This window comes from Paenibacillus helianthi, from assembly GCF_001909055.1.
In the GTDB taxonomy this organism is placed as follows: domain Bacteria; phylum Bacillota; class Bacilli; order Paenibacillales; family Paenibacillaceae; genus Paenibacillus_AQ; species Paenibacillus_AQ helianthi.
This window is the reverse complement of sequence record NZ_LVWI01000034.1, coordinates 89,680-105,848: the sequence shown is the minus strand read 5'-3', so window position 1 is coordinate 105,848 and position 16,169 is coordinate 89,680. Positions and strand designations below refer to the sequence as shown.

Sequence of the window (16,169 nt, the reverse complement as noted above, 5' to 3'; positions counted from 1 at the left end):
TCCTCTTGAGTGTTTTGGTTTGGTCACCAAAAAACTTCTCCAAGTTGGGGTGAAGTCCTTTTTTATGCTTAAAATTCCTTTTTGTAACAAGGGTTTAGATTAATGCAAAACGCTCATATAAATAAGGGCTGCCCCAAAGCAAATGCTTTGGAGCAGCCCGGAAGCCGTTACATAAGCTTCACTCTTATTCAGCTATTATTTTTTTGCAGCCAGGAAAGCATCGATTTGGGCTTGCATTTCCGTCTGAACCTTGTCAATACCAGCGGCTTTCAACTGCTTGATCAGGTCAGCCCGGCCTTTATCGATATCATCAATCAAACCATATTCCAATGGAATAGCGTAGCGCAGCATTACGTTTCCGATATTCGCCACTTCGTTCTTCACTTTTGCGGAGTCGAAGACAAAGGTTTCCAGCGGGAAGTGGTAAACGCTTGACTGCCAAGTGTTGAACATATCGTCAGCTTCTTTCGGATAAGCCGCATCTTGACGGTTCAGCGGGGAATTCCAGCCCCAGTTCGAGAAGCCTGTGTAATTCGCAGCCGCAGGGCCGGCAGTGAACTTGTCATCGCCCTGAGGAACATAGTTGGTTCCGGCAATACCGTACATCGTCAGATCGTGGATTTCCTTGTCATTCTGCAGCAGATCAATCAGCATCAGGGAACGTTCAGCGTTCTTCGAGGTCGCATGAATGGACATCCCGTTCTGGGTTGCGATGGCAGCAATTTTCTTCTTATCTGGAGTAAGGTCGGCAATGGCCAGCTCCACATCCGGTTTGTCACGGCGCATTTCAGCAAGGTTAGCTGCTACAGTACCCAGGTTGTGGGCATAAGAGGAAACCTTCTCTGCTTTGACATCCTGCCATACATCATTTTTGTTACTCACTACGTTTTTGGACCATGCGCCATTGTCGGCCAGATCTTTATAGTATTTCAGCAATGATGTGAATTCTGGAGTGTCATAAATGTCGAATACTTTGCCGGTTGCATCATCCAGCTTGTAAGCCAGTGGCAGCAGGTTCGCATCCACCAGGTTGAAGTTGTTGTTCTGCTCCAGCAGAATTTGATCCAACTCATGGAACTTCCAGCCATCGGCAGGTTTTGCTCCGAACGCATTCATGCCTTTTTCATTCTTAGCAATCGTTTTCAAGTAATTGGCATAGGTTTCAGGACTGTTGATTGCCGGAAGATTGTATTTCTTGCGCAGGTCTTCACGATACAGGACAACTTTGTCGGTAACTTCCACATTATTGTTCGGAACCATGTATAGCTTGCCGTCCACTTTCGCTTGTTCCCAGTTCACTTTAGGCATCGCTTCCCAGGTTTTTGGCATATATTTGGACAGCATATCATCCGTCAGCTCCAGAAACCCGCCTTTGAGTGCCTGATCGTTATAGAAGGCCCAGTTCGCTGTATACACGAGGTCAAAATCCTCATTCGCTGCGAATTTCAGCGGGTACTTCTGGGTCCAGTCCGACCAGTCCAGGAATTCTGTTTCAACCGTGGCATTGATTTTTTCTTTCAATTTGGTGTTGAGCTCTCCGAATACCTTGTCGTAATCGCCAGGCTGGCCGCCGATCAGAAGCATTTTGAGCTTGACCTCTTTGGAAGTGTCAGGAGCGCCGGAGTTCGTGGCTGCCCCTTCTGTAGCTTTTGCTCCGGCGTTTGTGGCTTCCGCAGCTGTATTGTTGTTGTTGCCGCCTCCGCATGCACTGAGGATTGTACCCAGTGTCATCATCGTTGCCAGCGTAACTGTAAGTTTCTTTTTCTTGTTTGTCATGGCAGATAGTGCCCCCTAATGAATTAGTATTGGGTTTATATTGTATTGATAACCGGGTTGCCCCGGAATTATCCTTTGACAGCACCAACAGTGAGCCCTTGCACAAAATACTTTTGAATGAATGGATAAACAAGCAGGATAGGTCCTGTAGCTACAATCGTCATGGCCATCTTCAAGCTTTCTGTAGGCAGATCGGAATTTACTACCGCACCCGAAGCCATCATGGCCTTACGCATGCCATCCATGTTACCCAGCATTTTGTAGAGATAATATTGCAGCGGCATAAGCTCGGACTTGGAAATAAAGAGCAATGCATTATACCAGTCATTCCAGTAGGCCAGTGCGATGAACAGGCCGATGGTCGCCAGCGCAGGCTTGGACAAAGGCACTATCAGCTGCATGAAAATCCGGAAGTCACCCGCTCCGTCAATTTTGGCAGATTCCGTAATGGCATCCGGGATGCTGCTCATGAACGACTTCATTACGATAATGTAGAATACATTCATCATCATGGGCAGAATCAGTACGAGCAGCGTGTCTTTGAGATGCAGGTAGTTGACGATCATCAGATACCAGGGCACCAGACCCCCGCTGAACAATGTGGTGAAGAAGAAGAAAAATGAGAAGCGTCCACGCCATTTAAAATCTCTCCGCGACAGCACGTAAGCTGTCATTGAAGTCAGGAACAGTCCGAACAAGGTGCCGATTAAGGTTACAGAGATCGTTACACCGTAAGCTCTGAGCATATCAGCCGGATACTTAAACAGCAGGCTGTAGGCATCTGTGGAAAAATCAGTCGGGATTAGCTGGAAGCCTTTCTCGATAATCGTACTCTCCTCGCTAAGAGAGGAGGACACCACCAGAATGAAGGGAAAGATACAGAATATTGCAAGCAAGGTAAGTGACACATATCCGATAATCGACAATAGCAGACGGTCCGTATTAACACGCTTGCGCACCTTTGTGGTTTGAATCTTTGCAGTAGTACTCATGGCATTACCTCCTTTTCTTAGAATAGGGCACGGTCTTTATCGTATTTGCGTACAGCATAGTTGGCCAGCATGATCGTTACAAAACCGAGCAGGGATTGATAGAAGCCTGCCGCAGCGGACATTCCAATCTCATTCGAGGTTGTGAGCGACCGGAAGACGAAGGTATCAATAACGTCCGTGGACGAGAACAGCAGCCCGTTGTTACCGACCATGTTGTAGAACATCCCGAAGTCACCCCGGAAGATGTTGCCGATAGCCAGCAGAACCAGAATGATCACTGTAGGCATCAGGTTCGGAACCGTAATCTTCATAATCCGCTGGAAAATATTCGCACCATCAATTTCGGCTGCTTCGTACATTTCTGTATCAATGCCTGTGATCGCCGCCAGATACATGATCGTTCCATACCCCAGTGTCTTCCAGGCAGACACAACCACGAGAATAACCGGCCAATAAGAGGCAGTATTGTAAATGTCCACCGGCTGCATACCGAGACCCTTCAGCAATACGTTCACGGTACCCACATCGAAGTTGAACAGGTTGTATGCGATGGCTCCAACCACAACCCAAGAAATGAAGTAAGGCAGGAATAGCATCGTTTGGGTAATCTTCCGGAACCATTTGCCGGCGACCTCAAACAGCAGGATGCCCGCAAAAATTTGAAGCACGTTGTTCACAACGATAAATGCAATATTGTACAGCGCCGTGTTTCGGGTTACGCGCCAGGCGTCACCAGAGCCAAAGAAGAATTTAAAGTTATCCAGTCCGTTCCACGGGCTGCCGAAGACACCGCCCGTGTAGTTAAATTGCTTAAACGCCAGTACAATACCCGCCATGGGCACGTAAGCGAATAACAGGAAGAACAATACCGCAGGAGTCAGCATGAGTAGCAAAGCTTTGTACTTCTTGACATCATCCCAGAATCCGTGTTGTTTCTGTTTCATCTCGAATCCCCTTTCCATGTCACTTTTCTCTATAGCTTTATTATAGAGAACCGCTTACCTGGTGTGGATTCAGCCCATCAACTAAAAGCAATACTTTTTCAACGATCGGTTGAAACCGTTGCTTTTCTATAAATGCAAAAACGTTGCCCGGGGTCTGAAAACGGCCGGGGCAACGTTTTTGCGGTTATATTTTATGCTTTTTGCGGTACTCACCCGGCGTCATGCCCGTGATCTGCTTAAACTGCCGGTTGAAATAGATAATGTTCTTGTAGCCCATGCGTTCGGCGATCTCATATATTTTGAGAGTCGGATCGCTAAGCAGCTCGGATACCCGGTTCGTCTTGCGTTCATTCACGTATTCACTGAAGGGAAGCCCATATTCCTCCTTAAACAGATAGCCCAAATAATTAGGAGTGAAGTCGAAATGGGCCGCCACCTCTTTTAATGTAATCTTCTTCTCCAGATTCTCCTCAACATAGCGCATAATCTCATCAATCAGCTTGCGCTTCTGCCGCTGCCGCTTCACGTACAGCAGCTCCGATAGCTCGAAGAACCTGCGCCGCATCCAGGAGAGAATATCATGGATGGTCTCGAACTGAAACAGGATATCCGGCTGATGGGATTCCCATTGCAGCAGCTCGTACAGATTCTCGTTCTGCTGCTGAAGGTCGGCATGAAGCTTAGAGGTAATGCGGATGATCAGCTCATAGACCTCCTTCCTTCCGGCGCCGGGAAGGTCCTTCGTGAACAAAACCATCAGATGATCATCTATCGCTACGAGATCATACTGGATGATGGCCTCCAGCAGCTGATCTACCGTTTGTTCAATTTGCCCGCCGGGTGTTCCCCTTGGTGAAGATTGTATGGTGTCGCGAATCAGGCGGTTCTTGCCCAGCAGCCACTTCGCACTCAGCGCCGCCTGCGCTTGCTGATAGGACCCGTGCAATCCTGCCTCTTCTGCGGCATACTGTCCTACACCTACAGTTACCGTGCAGGGGGATGAATCTGCTACTTTGCGGATCAATTCCTCCAGCAGACTCAGAAAGCTGTCCTGCGGGAGTGAAGACAGAATGACAAACCGGGTATGGTGGACAGCAATCCAGATGCCCAGCTTAGCATCCTCGGCAAAGGCTTTAATTACCCCGGCAATTTGCCGCGTAATGCTCCGGGTGTCTTCCTCGGACCAATCGCGCATTTTCCACTCCAGATCATCGATCTCCACAACCGCCGCCGCTGCGCCTTTCTGCAGCAAGGGATTCAGGAGACTCCGCAGATGCGGCTCTGCTGGCTCAGGCGAGGCCTCATCGAACCAGCGCAGAAGCAGCTCCTTGTTCACCAGGGACAAGGCTTCGGTGAAGGAGCGGTCCTGCTCTCTTTCCTGCTCCATGTTGGTGCAAAGTGTCCGCAGCATTTCATACAGGTCCTTATCTTGAACGGGCTTCAGCAGATATCCCGAAGCATTGATCTCAATCGCTTCCTTGGCATAACTGAAATCCTCATGTCCACTGATGAACACAATTTTGGTCTTAGGACTCAGCGCTTTGGCCTTGCGCGCAAATTCGGTTCCGGTCATAATCGGCATCCGGATGTCAGATAAAATAATATCAACCTGTGCTTCCTCCATAATTTTCAGGGCATTAAAGCCGCTGCTCGCGGTGCCCACTACGTTAATATTCAATCCGCTGGCCAGCACCCTTCGGCGCATCCACTCCAGATCAATGGCTTCGTCGTCCACCAGCAATACGTTAATGCTCATATCTTAATGTTCCTCCTGTGTCAGTACAAGCTGCAAATTATGGGGTAAATTCTACATCCTGTTCCTCGTTGTCCTTCATCCCGGCGGGAAGCAGCAGTTGAACGGTTGTGCCTGCGCCATAATAGCTCGCAATGGTCACTCCGTAGTTGTCCCCGTATCTAAGCTTGATCCGCTCATTCACGTTCTTCACTCCATAGCCCCCGGCCTGGCTCGGTCCTTGCATCATTCGTTTGATGTCCGCAGGGCGCATGCCAATTCCATTGTCGATGATTTTCAGTTCAAGATTACTGCCTATCCGCCGCCCGGTCAGACGAATCGCTATCGTCTCCCCAAACCAAGCATGCTTGAAAATATTCTCAACAAAAGGCTGCAGCACCAGCTTGATAACCTGCATGTGCAGAATTTCCTCGTCTACATCCACATATACCGTGAACGCATCCGCATATTTGACCCGCTGGATTTCAAGGTACGTAGCGACCTGCTCCAGTTCCTTCTCCAATTCAATATAGACATTGCCCTGATTCAACGTTAACCGGTAAAAGCGCGAGAGTCCCTGTACCATCCCTGTGACTTTGTCTATCTCCCCGAGATTTGCCAGGCTGCTTATCGTTGAAAGTGTATTATACAAAAAATGCGGATTGATCTGCGCCTGAAGCGCTTCCAGTTCCGCTTGCTTCTTTTGGATGCCCTGCACATACACGCTGTTGATCAGCTCCTGGATATTGGTTGCCATCACATTGAAGGAATCCGCGATCTGTACAAATTCATCATTGCCCGAGAAGCGGATACGCTTTTGGAAGTTCCCTTCCTGGAAGGACCGCATCAGTCCCACGATCCGGCTCATCTTGCGTCCGGACAGCCGTGCCACCACATAGCCAATCACCGTCATCACCAGGAAGCTGAGCGCACATACTGCAAAAATCACACGACGCAGCCTGCCGGCGTCCTTTGTCAAATACGTATAGGGCACCAGAGATTCGATAACGAAGCTGCTGCCGGGAATCTTTTCATGCAGACTCAGGAAATTGCTGCCCGGTTCAACATAATTCGCCGTTCCGCGCTGGAACAGAATATCGCCGGTGGTCTCTTCCACAAGCCGGAGGGTAATCCCCTCCTCCAGCGGGAAGGTGTCAAAGCCCCCGAACAGATCCTCAAGGGATACGGTGATCCGAACATAGCCGATCACTGTTTTATAATCGCTGAAGTTGACCAGTCTGCGGACATGCGAAATGTTGCCCAGCTTCTGGTCCGTATCAATCTGCAGCCAGAGATTGTCCCGTTTCGAATCTTTGAGGGACTTGTACCACTCGCTATCAGCGATATCCTTAAGCGGCAGAATATAATAATCACTGTCTAAGATCGGCTCGTTCAGATTGTCACCGGATACAATGTTCAGATCACTGTTCGGCGTATAGAGCATGAAACGGATCTTGTTCCCGAACAGCTGCAGCGGAGCGGTGATCTGCGGAACGATCTGGTCGATCATGGCGAGGTAGATATCAAACGGTGTACCTTTGAGCTCAAGGGCGCGCTGAAACGGCTGGCTGCCAAACAGGTTGTCCGACATTCGCTGAATTTCATCCATTTGGTAGCGGATATTGTTCCTTGACTGCTCCATTCCCGTCCGGATGTTCGACTCGGCCATCTCCGTCCGTGAATCAGTAAGCATGGAATAAGAGATATAGCCGATCGTTACATCGGTCAAAAGAACCAGCAGCAGATAGGGAACCATCATTTTATAGGTGAAGGGCATATATTTCTTCAGCTTGGGCATCAGTTGCAGAACATCCTTTTGTATGGATTTCAATATGTCTATATTAACGTCCCCATCCCCAGAAATAAATAGGCATCAGAAGAAATGGCTCCGCCGTCCTCTGAAAGAGGCGGCATCCGTTTCAGTCGAGAAACACAGCAAAGGCGCCGGAATTCCTTCCGTCGCTGGTTTCTTTCTATTTTAGAGCCGTTAATGCATGTAATACTACTTCTGCCGGTGCAAGTCCTGTTGATACTGCCCGCACGGTAATCGGACCTGCTTCGGCGGTAGACTGAATCAAGGCCAGGCACCAGCCATTGAATGCCCGGCGGACGGGTGCCTTATCCGGCTCATGGCTGCTGGGATTGCCGTTGCCTACCCCAAGAAGAATTCCGGCACCTTCCACTTCGAAGCGGATTTCAGGGTCTGCGGTTGGAACAATATGCCCCTGTTCATCCACTACAGCCACGCGGACCGGAATCGTATCCGAGCCGTCTGCTTCAACCTCAGTCCGGTCAGGGTACAGGCAGATCTGATGCGGCTGGCCTGCCGTAACCACCGCTTTCTCAGCGACGATCCGGCCATCGCGTGTTCCAAGCGCTTTTAACTCTCCGGGTTCATAGATGACTTCCCATGACAAATACCCTGCCCGGTCAACCTGCTGTTCACCCAGACTTCTGCCATTCAGAATCAGTTCAACTGTAGCGGTATTGGAGAACACCCTCACTTCTACCGGCTGTCCCTCAGAACCCGGCCAATTCCAATGCGGCAGCAGATGAACCATAGGCTCGTCCTTCCAGACGGCCTGCATGTAGTAATAGCTGTCCTTAGGGAAACCGCAGGTGTCCATCAGCCCGAAATGGGAATTCACACATGGCCACAGGTAAGGGGTGGGCTCTCCGCGGTAGTCGAACCCGGTCCACATAAATACCCCGGTAAGAAAACGGTTGTTCAGAGCATCGCTCCACGCCTGCTGCGGGGTGCAGCCCCACGAAGGAATATTCGTGCCGTATTCGGAGCAATAGCCGCGCACCGGATCATCCGCATAGATGCCCCTGGTAACCGTATAGCTCGCGCATTCACTGCCGATCATAGGGTGCTCCGGATGCAGCTCATGGTCCCGGATATCCAGATGATCCCGGTGTCCGTAATTGTAGCCTGTAATATCAACAACCTCATTGTATCCATTCTCATACCAGCCATGATTCATAGCCGCTGAGGTCGGGCGCGTTGGATCGATCCGGCGGACGGTATCCGCGAGCGTCTTCAGAATACGTCTGCCGGTTACGGTGCCTTCCAGAACCTCCTCATTCTCCAGATTCCAGATCATGACAGATGGATGATTACGGTCCCGGTACAGCATCCGCTTCAGCTGGGCTATGCCATTCGGGCTGCTGTCGAGCTTGCGGTTCTCATCCATCACCAGTAGTCCCATCCGGTCACAGAGATCCAGCAGTTCAGGGGTAGGCGGATGATGCGCACTGCGGTAGCTGTTAGAGCCCATCTCTTTAAGCAGCTTCAGCTTATATTCAATGATACTGTCAGGCAGCGCCACTCCCACTCCCGCAAAATCCTGATGATTGCAGGTGCCTTTGATCAGCAGCGGTTCTCCATTCAGGAAAAAACCCTGCTCCGGATCAAACCGGATGCTGCGGATACCAAAAGATGTCTCATACCGGTCCACCACGGTTCCCTCATGTTCTAGGATGGATATGGCTTTATAGAGGTACGGATACTCCGGCGACCACAGCGAAGGCTGCTCCACTGTGCAAATCTGCTCAAGCTCCGTCTCCCCGTACCCGTCCACAACGGCTTGCGCCGCAGAAGCAGCTACCTGTCTGCCGGCAGCATCGTATATTTCTGTGTGCAGCGAGACCGCCCGGCCTTCTGTATATTCATTGCAGATACGGGTGCTGACATGCACCCGGGCCTGCTGCTCCCCCACATCCGGTGTCGTGATGTAGGTTCCATACTCCGCTACATGGAGGCGGTCCGTCTCTTCGAGCCACACATGGCGGTAGATGCCGCAGCCCTCATACCACCATCCCTCATTCTCCAGCGCGTCTACCTTGACTAATATGACATTCTTGCCTTTCCCGCCATAACGAAGCACATCGGACAGATCATAGGAATATCCGGTGTATCCTCCCCGATGTTCGCCAATGAAATGTCCATTGACCCATACGGTGCTCACGCCCGAAACTCCGTCGAAGGATACCGTCCATTTACGCGCTGCCCCTTCTGCCGGCAGCTCGAAGCTTTTGCGGTAAAACCCGATTCCACCCGGCAAATAGCCATGGCTGCCATCCCTCGAGCCAAGCGATGCATCCTGGACATACTGCTGCTCTACACACCAGTCATGCGGCAGCGATACTCGCTCCCACTCCAGCTGCTGATGGCCCATCCCTTTATCGTTAAAAGCAATATCCAGCCATTCTCCCTCCTGCAAGGAACCACAGTCGGTAATCCCGCCTGTCATTCCGGCCTTGACTGCATACGGAATGCGGATATCCCCTTTGTAAAAACTCCACTCCTCATCAAACCGGCTTCTGCATCTCCCTGCTGCCACACTCACTAACGACCGCCTCCTTACTAGACTATATTCACATTGTAGAGTAGATTATTAGAATATAGTTAGCACAATGCTAATATGAAACAGCACAAATTGAAGGTGAGGGATACGCATGCTTCTGCCTTTCCGCCTGTGCGCGGATGATCTGAACCCACGGCTGCCGCTGGCCCTGTACAATATTGGTTGCCATGTGCAGCATCCTATCTACCGCCCGTCCGGTTATCTTGTGCCGCAGTGTTTCATCGCATTCAGAGGCAAAGGCCAGGTACGCTTCAAGGATGGGAAAAGCCTGACTATCGGCGCCGGTCAGGCGCTGATCCTGCCGACGGGGCAGCCTCATGAATACTATGCGCTCCCTGGTGAACCCTGGCTGATTGGGTATATCGGGTTCAAGGGCAGGATTGCGGAAGAACTGGTAACCGGCTGCGGCTTGCCTTTCAGCACAGTGATCCGTCTGACAGACGCGGAGGCCCTGATGAACCCTCTGAAACAGCTATGGGAGCTTGCGGATCAATCCGAAACCGCGCGGGCCGCATATATCTCCGGTAGGCTCTATGAATTTGTCCTGTTGCTGTCGGAGATGGCTGAGCTCTCCTCTGGTCCTGATTCTCTTCCGGCTAGCAGCCCTGCACAGGAAGCATTGCGCCGCGCCGCCGGGTATATGCAGGAACACTTCACCGAAACGCTGCAAATGTCCAACATAGCCCATGTTGTGGGATACTCGGTACAGCACTTCATGCGGATTTTCCGTGAGGCCTACGGCATTACTCCACATGCATATTTACAGGGCCTGCGTCTGAATCAAGCCGTGAGGTGGATGGAGGAGCATCCGGACATGCCCATCAAAGAAATCGCCGGCCGCCTGGGGCTGGAGCCCAATTATTTTATCCGTGCCTTCAAGAAGGCTTACGGGACAGCACCGGGAATGTACCGGGGGAATCTATCGAGTAAGGCTGACTTTAACACAAACCAAGACTTTTAGATTGGTGCCTGATGCAACTTGAATGATTGCCCAACCATTCCTTTCCCCATAATGCCTGCTTCGCCGAATTCAGAGGTATTTCTACCTCACATTTCCCCATATTGCCTGTCTGTGCCGAATTCAAAGGTACTTATACCTCACATTTCCCCATATTGCCTGTCTGCGCCGAATTCAAAGGTATTTCTACCTCACACTTCCCCATATTGCCTGCCTGCGCGGAATTCAGAGGTACTTGTACCTCTGATCTCTTAAGCAGCAAAAAAAGCCCAAGCGATGATCCAGCTAATCGCTCGGGCTTTGGGGCGGATATTCTGTTCAGTAGTGTTCGGTTCAGCTCTTCGGCTCAGAGCTTTTCGCTAACCGCTCCATTCGCCGCTACACGGGCATTGAACGAGAGCTGGTTCATCCGATTGATCGTATCTTTGTTATAGGCTTCCCCCATAAAATTGGGCTGTCCGCCGATGATCTTGACCGGAGTGATTCTGCCGTTTACACCGCTGTCACTGATCTCAAAGTTAACCAGCATAGAGTGAAGTGTCTTGTCACCGCCGCGTGTTGAACGGTTGAACACAAAATTACCCAGCGAATAATAGATCGGCTTGTGCTTGTAGTATTCAATCCCCATCAGGCAGTGGCTATGAGCACCAATAATGATATCCGCACCACTGTCGATCATCTGCTTCGCGAGCTTGCGGGCGTAATTCTCAGGGTAATCCTTGAACTCATTGTTCCAGTGGATGTATACAATAGTGTAGTCATTCTCTTTGGCCGATTTCTGGATGGCGCTCATCAGCGGTTCAGGCGTATAGGCCGAAGCTGCGCCCGGACGGTTCTTGCCTGCATACCACGAAGGGCTGGAGAGCACGCGGCTTACACCGAGCATGGCGATCTTTTTTCCTTTTACCGTCTGGGTGAAGGGTCTAAAAGCCTCATTAATGTTCTTGCCTGCGCCGGTATGCCCGATCTTGTATTTGTCGAGATGAACGAGTGTATCCAGCATAGCGTCCTGTCCGAAATCCAGAATATGATTGTTCGCAACGGTCACACCGTCAATCCCCGCATAATTCAGTCCCGCAAGAGCTGTTGGCTTGGAACGGAATGCAAAGGTCTTCTCGGCTACCTTCCCTCTCACCGATACCGGTGTCTCCAGGTTGGCAAAGGCAATATCTGCTTTCTTCAGAACAGGCGCTACCTTGGCAAAAGGAAAGTTCACTCCGTACTTGGCGATCTGGTCACCGACAAAACCATCCAGCAGGATGTCTCCTGCAAAAACAAGATTAACCTTATCATCTGCGGAAGCAGCTTGACTGAAAACAGCCGGTGCAGGAATCAGCAAAAGTACTATTAATGTTAATATGATGACTGTAAATCTGCGCAAAATCTTTTGACCCCTCTCTATTGGTTAACCTCCCACTATTCTACTATATGAAAAGAGGGATATCCAAATAAAGGGTAGATCCTAGAGTCTCGCCTTTTTAAGCACGGCCCGAAAACAGCTCAGCCCGCCCCACTGCTCCGTACGCACGGCATCCGCCGGAAGCTTGAAATCCGTCTCCCCCCAGTACTCAAATCCGGCCTGCAGCAGCACTTCATTTATCCGCAAAAGATTTACGGTCGGATAGTCAAAAGTTAATACCAGCAGACCCTCTTCATTCAACGTGCGGTGAAATTCCCTAACGGCTCGTACAGAATCCTCCAAAGAGAGGTGCTCCAGAACCGAGATGCAGAAGATCGTATCAAAGAACTCGTTCTCATAAGGCAGTGAAGTCAGATTGGCCTGGGCCAGGTGGAGGCGGTTCGTCCGCGCTGCTCCCGCCAGCAGTGCCGCTTCCTCCCCGATATCGCCTGAAATTTCTTCCATGATGGCATCTCTGGACAGAATTCTTGCATCCATGTCACAGGCATGAACCTCCGCACTGTAACTGGCAAGATAGAACTTGAGCGGATGGGAGATCCCGCAGGCGGCATCCAGCACCACATCATGCGGGGAAACGAAATTCGTGCACCATTCATATTCATAGGGCCGGCTCCACCAGGATTCCGGCAAATCGTAAACAAGCTTATCGCGGCGGGCATCGGCATTGACAAAAAAACGGGAAACATACGGATGTGTAGGCATAGGCCAGGACTCCTTTAGAGGAAATTCGGTAGTGAGAGTATATTCAGGAATCCCCGTTTCATGCCATCATACGTAAAAGGAGAGCGGCTTCGCTTCAACACCATGCTTCGCAATCAGGTTATCCACCATAGTACCCCATTCAGTGTCGATGGTGCACAGCTCCGGATGCTGTTCGAACCATTCCACAGACCGCTTGATGCCTTCGGCAAAAGGAACGGTTGCGGCAAATTCCGGCACCAATCGCTTAATCTTGCTGTTGTCGAATACACTGCTGACCGCCTGGTCACCGATCAGTCCATCTGCTGTTCCCGGCGGGGTAAAGGCCGTGATAAAATCGGTGGAAATATGCACAACCTGTGGTTCATGTCCAGCCGCCTTCCCGATAGCCGCATAGATCTGGTTCCAGTTCAGCGACTCATCGGAAGTAATATGAACCGCTTCTCCGATCGTTCCCGGTTGCCCCAGCAGGCCGACAAAGCCCTTGGCGAAATCTGTGTTATGGGTCAGGGTCCACAGCGATGTTCCATCTCCATGAATCACGACCGGCAGACCTTTGCGGATTCGGTCGACCAGCGACCAGGGATGCGCCCAGCTAGTTAGGGCTGCCGGTATCGCCGTTACCCCGTAAGTATGGGAGGGACGGACGATAGTAGCTGGAAAACCGCTATTTGTATAGGCTTTCAGCAGTAGCTGCTCACAAGCGATTTTGTCGCGTGAATACTGCCAATAAGGATTCGCAAGCGGGGTCTCCTCGGTGATCAGATAATTCTGCTGCGGCTTCTGATAAGCTGAAGCGGAGCTGATAAAGATATACTGCTTCGTCTTGCCTGTGAACAGTTGTATATCATTCTGTACATGCTCAGGAGTAAAAGCGATCCAGTCCACCACCACGTCGAACTCATAGCTGTCCAGTACCTCAGCGGCTTCCTGCGGATGGCGGATATCGCCTTGAATCACTTTAGCCCCCTCCGGTACGAATTCGTCCCGCTGGCCGCGGTTGAACAGATACAGCTCTATGCCCCGCTCTACTGCCAGCTTGGAGACCGCCTCGCTGATTAGTCCTGTACCGCCGATAAATAGTACCTTCACCGGTCACCCTCCTTTTCCTTAGCTGATTATGGCTTCAATCGCTGTCAGAACATCATCGGATAGTTCGATGCCGGAAGCCTGCACATTCTCTTCCACCTGCTCTGGTCGGCTGGCGCCTACCAGGGCGCTCGCGACATTCGGCTGCCGCAGAATCCAGGCCAGGGCCAGATTGCCGACAGAAATATTCAGCTCAGCGGCGATTGCACCCAGTTCGCGGACCTTGGCAATCTTCTCCTCGGTAATCCCCTTACGCATCCAGTCCAGCTTCGCCGCGCGGCTGTCCTCCGGAATGTCGGAGACCGAGCTGTATTTTCCGGTCAACAGGCCTTGGGCCAGCGGGGAGAACACGACCTGTCCGATGCCCTTACGCAGCCCCAGCGGAATAATCTCTTTTTCGATATAACGTTCGAACATATTGTAGACCGGCTGATTGACCACGATGTGGTCCAGCAGATAACGGTCGGCAACGGCCAGTGCTTCCGCCATTTGTGCGGCCGTCCATTCACTTACACCCACATAGAGTACCTTGCCCTGACGGACCAGATCATCCAGCGCGCGCAGCGTTTCCTCAATAGGTGTCTCCGGATCATAACGGTGGCAGTACAGCAGATCCACGTAATCTTCTCCCAGCCGTTTCAGACTGGCATGGCACTGCTCTGTAATGTGCTTGCGGGACAAGCCGCGGTCATTGGGCCCGTCTCCCATGACACCGAACACTTTGGTAGCCAGCACGTAGGATTCACGGGGAAAACCGCGCAGCGTTTCACCCAGCACCTTTTCGGCCGCGCCTTTCTCATACACATTTGCCGTATCAAAAAAATTAACGCCCAAACCGTAAGCGGTCTCAATAGCTTTAACAGCATTGTCCCGCTCTACATAACCCCCATAGGTCAGCCAGCTTCCCAAGCTGATCTCACTCACCTTAAGTCCGGTTCCACCCAATCTGCGGTATTTCATCTTGTACATGCTCCTCTCGATATCCGGCTCTTGTCCGGCTAAATAGCGCTTCATATCCATTTTAAAATAGTTTGTATGGAATATATAGATCCCAATATTTTTGAGTTATGGGCATATGCCGTGATCACAATAGGTTACAGTCCATAGACTGTTGTCGAGATATGATTTGAGGAGGCTATCCATGGATACAAACTATCAGCAACTCGCTTGGAACTGCATGAATAAATACGTCGGTATCACTACTACTGACGGACAGAATTTTGACGGGTTTATTGCTCATATTGATCAGGACTATGTTACACTGGCCATTCCTTCGAACGAAATGATGGGACAAATGAACGGAATGCCTGCCAATGCGTCTACTTATAGACAATTTGGATACTACCCGGGCTTCTATCCACGCCGCCGCTTTTATCCGAGACGCGTACCTTTTGGTGCCATCACCGCATTGTTCCTGCTTCCATTTTTCATCTAATGATGCAGCAGGCATAGCTTCTGTATAGGTTATACGAGTATAAACAGCCAACTCAAAAACGGCGCGCCAATGGAGTACCGGCGCGCCCTTTCGTCAGTCTACTTGTCCTATTCTACAGCTCCGACCAGTTCAGCGTAAGTTCAATAACACCCTTCTGCGAGGTCAATGGCCCGCCGATTAGCGACCATTCTTCCTGCTTCCCGGTATTCGTTCCCTGGATAATCAGGTTCTTCTCATCCATAGTTTGGCTGGCACCGGTCAGATTCTGAGTTCCTGTAAGGTATCAAACAGCAGCAACACCGCAATCATGTACAATTCTTTCTATTATAAGTTCTTAACCATAAGCACATGAGGGATTCCATCTTCCATGAAAACGGGTGAACCCGTCTCATACCCCAGCTTCTGATAAAAGCCTTCAGCCTGCTTCTGGCCATGCAGCTTGGCTTGCCGAAGTCCCTGTTCCGCCGCCATTTTCTCCAGTGTTGCGATAAGAACAGAACCCAGACCGCTTTTGCGGTATGGGGCAAGGAGACAGATCCGTTCCAGCTTGGCCCAACCGTCTACATTCCGGAGTCTGGCTGTTCCCACAGCTGTCTCTTCCTGATAGATCAATATATGCTCAGCAGCCTGCTCATGTTGATCAAATTCATCGGCCAGCGGCACACCCTGCTCCTCCACAAACACTTCCCGCCTAATCCTAAAAGCTTCCTGCAGCCCTTCTTCGGTGACAACCCGGTCTACCCGCATATTCTCA

At 50.8% G+C, this 16,169-nt stretch carries 14 protein-coding genes; 2 read left to right on the top strand and 12 right to left on the bottom strand.

Going from position 1 to position 16,169, the window contains the following annotated elements:
• Window positions 1-195: 195 nt before the first annotated feature.
• From A3844_RS10100 to galA, 6 genes are all read right to left on the bottom strand, one after another.
• A complete protein-coding gene (locus A3844_RS10100; protein ID WP_074083943.1) occupies window positions 196-1,776 on the bottom strand; it encodes an ABC transporter substrate-binding protein in 1,581 nt (526 codons plus the stop codon).
• Window positions 1,777-1,844: 68 nt separating this feature from the next.
• The gene (locus A3844_RS10095; protein ID WP_083606787.1) at window positions 1,845-2,768 is read right to left on the bottom strand and encodes a carbohydrate ABC transporter permease; all 924 of its coding nucleotides are present in this window, start codon (window positions 2,766-2,768) and stop codon (window positions 1,845-1,847) included.
• Between the two features lie 17 nt (window positions 2,769-2,785).
• Window positions 2,786-3,712 (bottom strand): ABC transporter permease, encoded by a 927-nt coding sequence (locus A3844_RS10090; protein ID WP_074083942.1) that lies wholly within the window; start codon window positions 3,710-3,712, stop codon window positions 2,786-2,788.
• 184 nt (window positions 3,713-3,896) lie between these two features.
• A complete protein-coding gene (locus A3844_RS10085; RefSeq protein WP_074102046.1) occupies window positions 3,897-5,468 on the bottom strand; it encodes a response regulator in 1,572 nt (523 codons plus the stop codon).
• 37 nt (window positions 5,469-5,505) lie between these two features.
• On the bottom strand, window positions 5,506-7,242 hold the full coding sequence (locus A3844_RS10080; RefSeq protein ID WP_074107324.1) for a sensor histidine kinase: 1,737 nt from the start codon (window positions 7,240-7,242) through the stop codon (window positions 5,506-5,508).
• Window positions 7,243-7,417: 175 nt separating this feature from the next.
• Window positions 7,418-9,796 (bottom strand): beta-galactosidase GalA, encoded by a 2,379-nt coding sequence (gene galA, locus A3844_RS10075; RefSeq protein ID WP_074107323.1) that lies wholly within the window; start codon window positions 9,794-9,796, stop codon window positions 7,418-7,420.
• A 109-nt stretch (window positions 9,797-9,905) separates the two neighbouring features.
• Between galA and A3844_RS10070 the strand changes: the two genes are divergently transcribed.
• Window positions 9,906-10,775, top strand: a complete 870-nt coding sequence (locus A3844_RS10070; protein ID WP_083606786.1) for an AraC family transcriptional regulator — start codon at window positions 9,906-9,908, stop codon at window positions 10,773-10,775.
• Window positions 10,776-11,118: 343 nt separating this feature from the next.
• Here A3844_RS10070 and A3844_RS10065 read toward each other — a convergent pair whose 3' ends face one another.
• From A3844_RS10065 to A3844_RS10050, 4 genes are all read right to left on the bottom strand, one after another.
• Window positions 11,119-12,111, bottom strand: coding sequence for a CapA family protein (locus A3844_RS10065; RefSeq protein ID WP_425270599.1), 993 nt, complete (start codon window positions 12,109-12,111; stop codon window positions 11,119-11,121).
• Window positions 12,112-12,234: 123 nt separating this feature from the next.
• Window positions 12,235-12,894 carry a class I SAM-dependent methyltransferase gene (locus tag A3844_RS10060; protein WP_074083937.1) on the bottom strand — a complete coding sequence of 220 codons (660 nt, stop codon included), beginning with the start codon at window positions 12,892-12,894 and terminating at the stop codon, window positions 12,235-12,237.
• 66 nt (window positions 12,895-12,960) lie between these two features.
• Entirely contained in the window at window positions 12,961-13,983 is a 1,023-nt protein-coding gene (locus A3844_RS10055; protein WP_074083936.1) for an SDR family oxidoreductase, read from the bottom strand.
• A gap of 18 nt (window positions 13,984-14,001) precedes the next feature.
• A complete protein-coding gene (locus tag A3844_RS10050) occupies window positions 14,002-14,940 on the bottom strand; it encodes an aldo/keto reductase family protein (RefSeq protein WP_074084054.1) in 939 nt (312 codons plus the stop codon).
• A 181-nt stretch (window positions 14,941-15,121) separates the two neighbouring features.
• Here A3844_RS10050 and A3844_RS10045 point away from each other — a divergent pair, with 181 nt between their 5' ends.
• Window positions 15,122-15,415: a phosphatidylinositol kinase gene (locus A3844_RS10045; RefSeq protein WP_074083935.1), complete on the top strand. Its 294-nt coding sequence runs from the start codon at window positions 15,122-15,124 to the stop codon at window positions 15,413-15,415.
• Window positions 15,416-15,527: 112 nt separating this feature from the next.
• Here the strand turns inward: A3844_RS10045 and A3844_RS33720 are convergent, their stop codons facing one another.
• Both A3844_RS33720 and A3844_RS10040 read right to left on the bottom strand, forming a co-directional pair.
• Complete coding sequence (locus A3844_RS33720) at window positions 15,528-15,656, bottom strand: hypothetical protein (RefSeq protein ID WP_256701716.1); 129 nt, start codon at window positions 15,654-15,656, stop codon at window positions 15,528-15,530.
• A gap of 83 nt (window positions 15,657-15,739) precedes the next feature.
• Entirely contained in the window at window positions 15,740-16,162 is a 423-nt protein-coding gene (locus tag A3844_RS10040; RefSeq protein WP_074107322.1) for a GNAT family N-acetyltransferase, read from the bottom strand.
• Window positions 16,163-16,169: the final 7 nt, after the last annotated feature.

Bases quoted from the DNA above. Each gene is read 5' to 3' on its own strand.
- A3844_RS10080 (WP_074107324.1), bottom strand. From the start codon at position 7,242: ATGCCCAAGCTGAAGAAATATATGCCCTTCACCTATAAAATGATGGTT.
- A3844_RS33720 (WP_256701716.1), bottom strand. From the start codon at position 15,656: ATGGATGAGAAGAACCTGATTATCCAGGGAACGAATACCGGGAAGCAG.
- A3844_RS10040 (WP_074107322.1), bottom strand. From the start codon at position 16,162: ATGCGGGTAGACCGGGTTGTCACCGAAGAAGGGCTGCAGGAAGCTTTT.
- A3844_RS10060 (WP_074083937.1), bottom strand. From the start codon at position 12,894: ATGCCTACACATCCGTATGTTTCCCGTTTTTTTGTCAATGCCGATGCC.
- A3844_RS10090 (WP_074083942.1), bottom strand. From the start codon at position 3,712: ATGAAACAGAAACAACACGGATTCTGGGATGATGTCAAGAAGTACAAA.
- A3844_RS10050 (WP_074084054.1), bottom strand. From the start codon at position 14,940: ATGAAATACCGCAGATTGGGTGGAACCGGACTTAAGGTGAGTGAGATC.
- A3844_RS10070 (WP_083606786.1), top strand. From the start codon at position 9,906: ATGCTTCTGCCTTTCCGCCTGTGCGCGGATGATCTGAACCCACGGCTG.
- A3844_RS10085 (WP_074102046.1), bottom strand. From the start codon at position 5,468: ATGAGCATTAACGTATTGCTGGTGGACGACGAAGCCATTGATCTGGAG.
- A3844_RS10045 (WP_074083935.1), top strand. From the start codon at position 15,122: ATGGATACAAACTATCAGCAACTCGCTTGGAACTGCATGAATAAATAC.
- A3844_RS10095 (WP_083606787.1), bottom strand. From the start codon at position 2,768: ATGAGTACTACTGCAAAGATTCAAACCACAAAGGTGCGCAAGCGTGTT.
- A3844_RS10100 (WP_074083943.1), bottom strand. From the start codon at position 1,776: ATGACAAACAAGAAAAAGAAACTTACAGTTACGCTGGCAACGATGATG.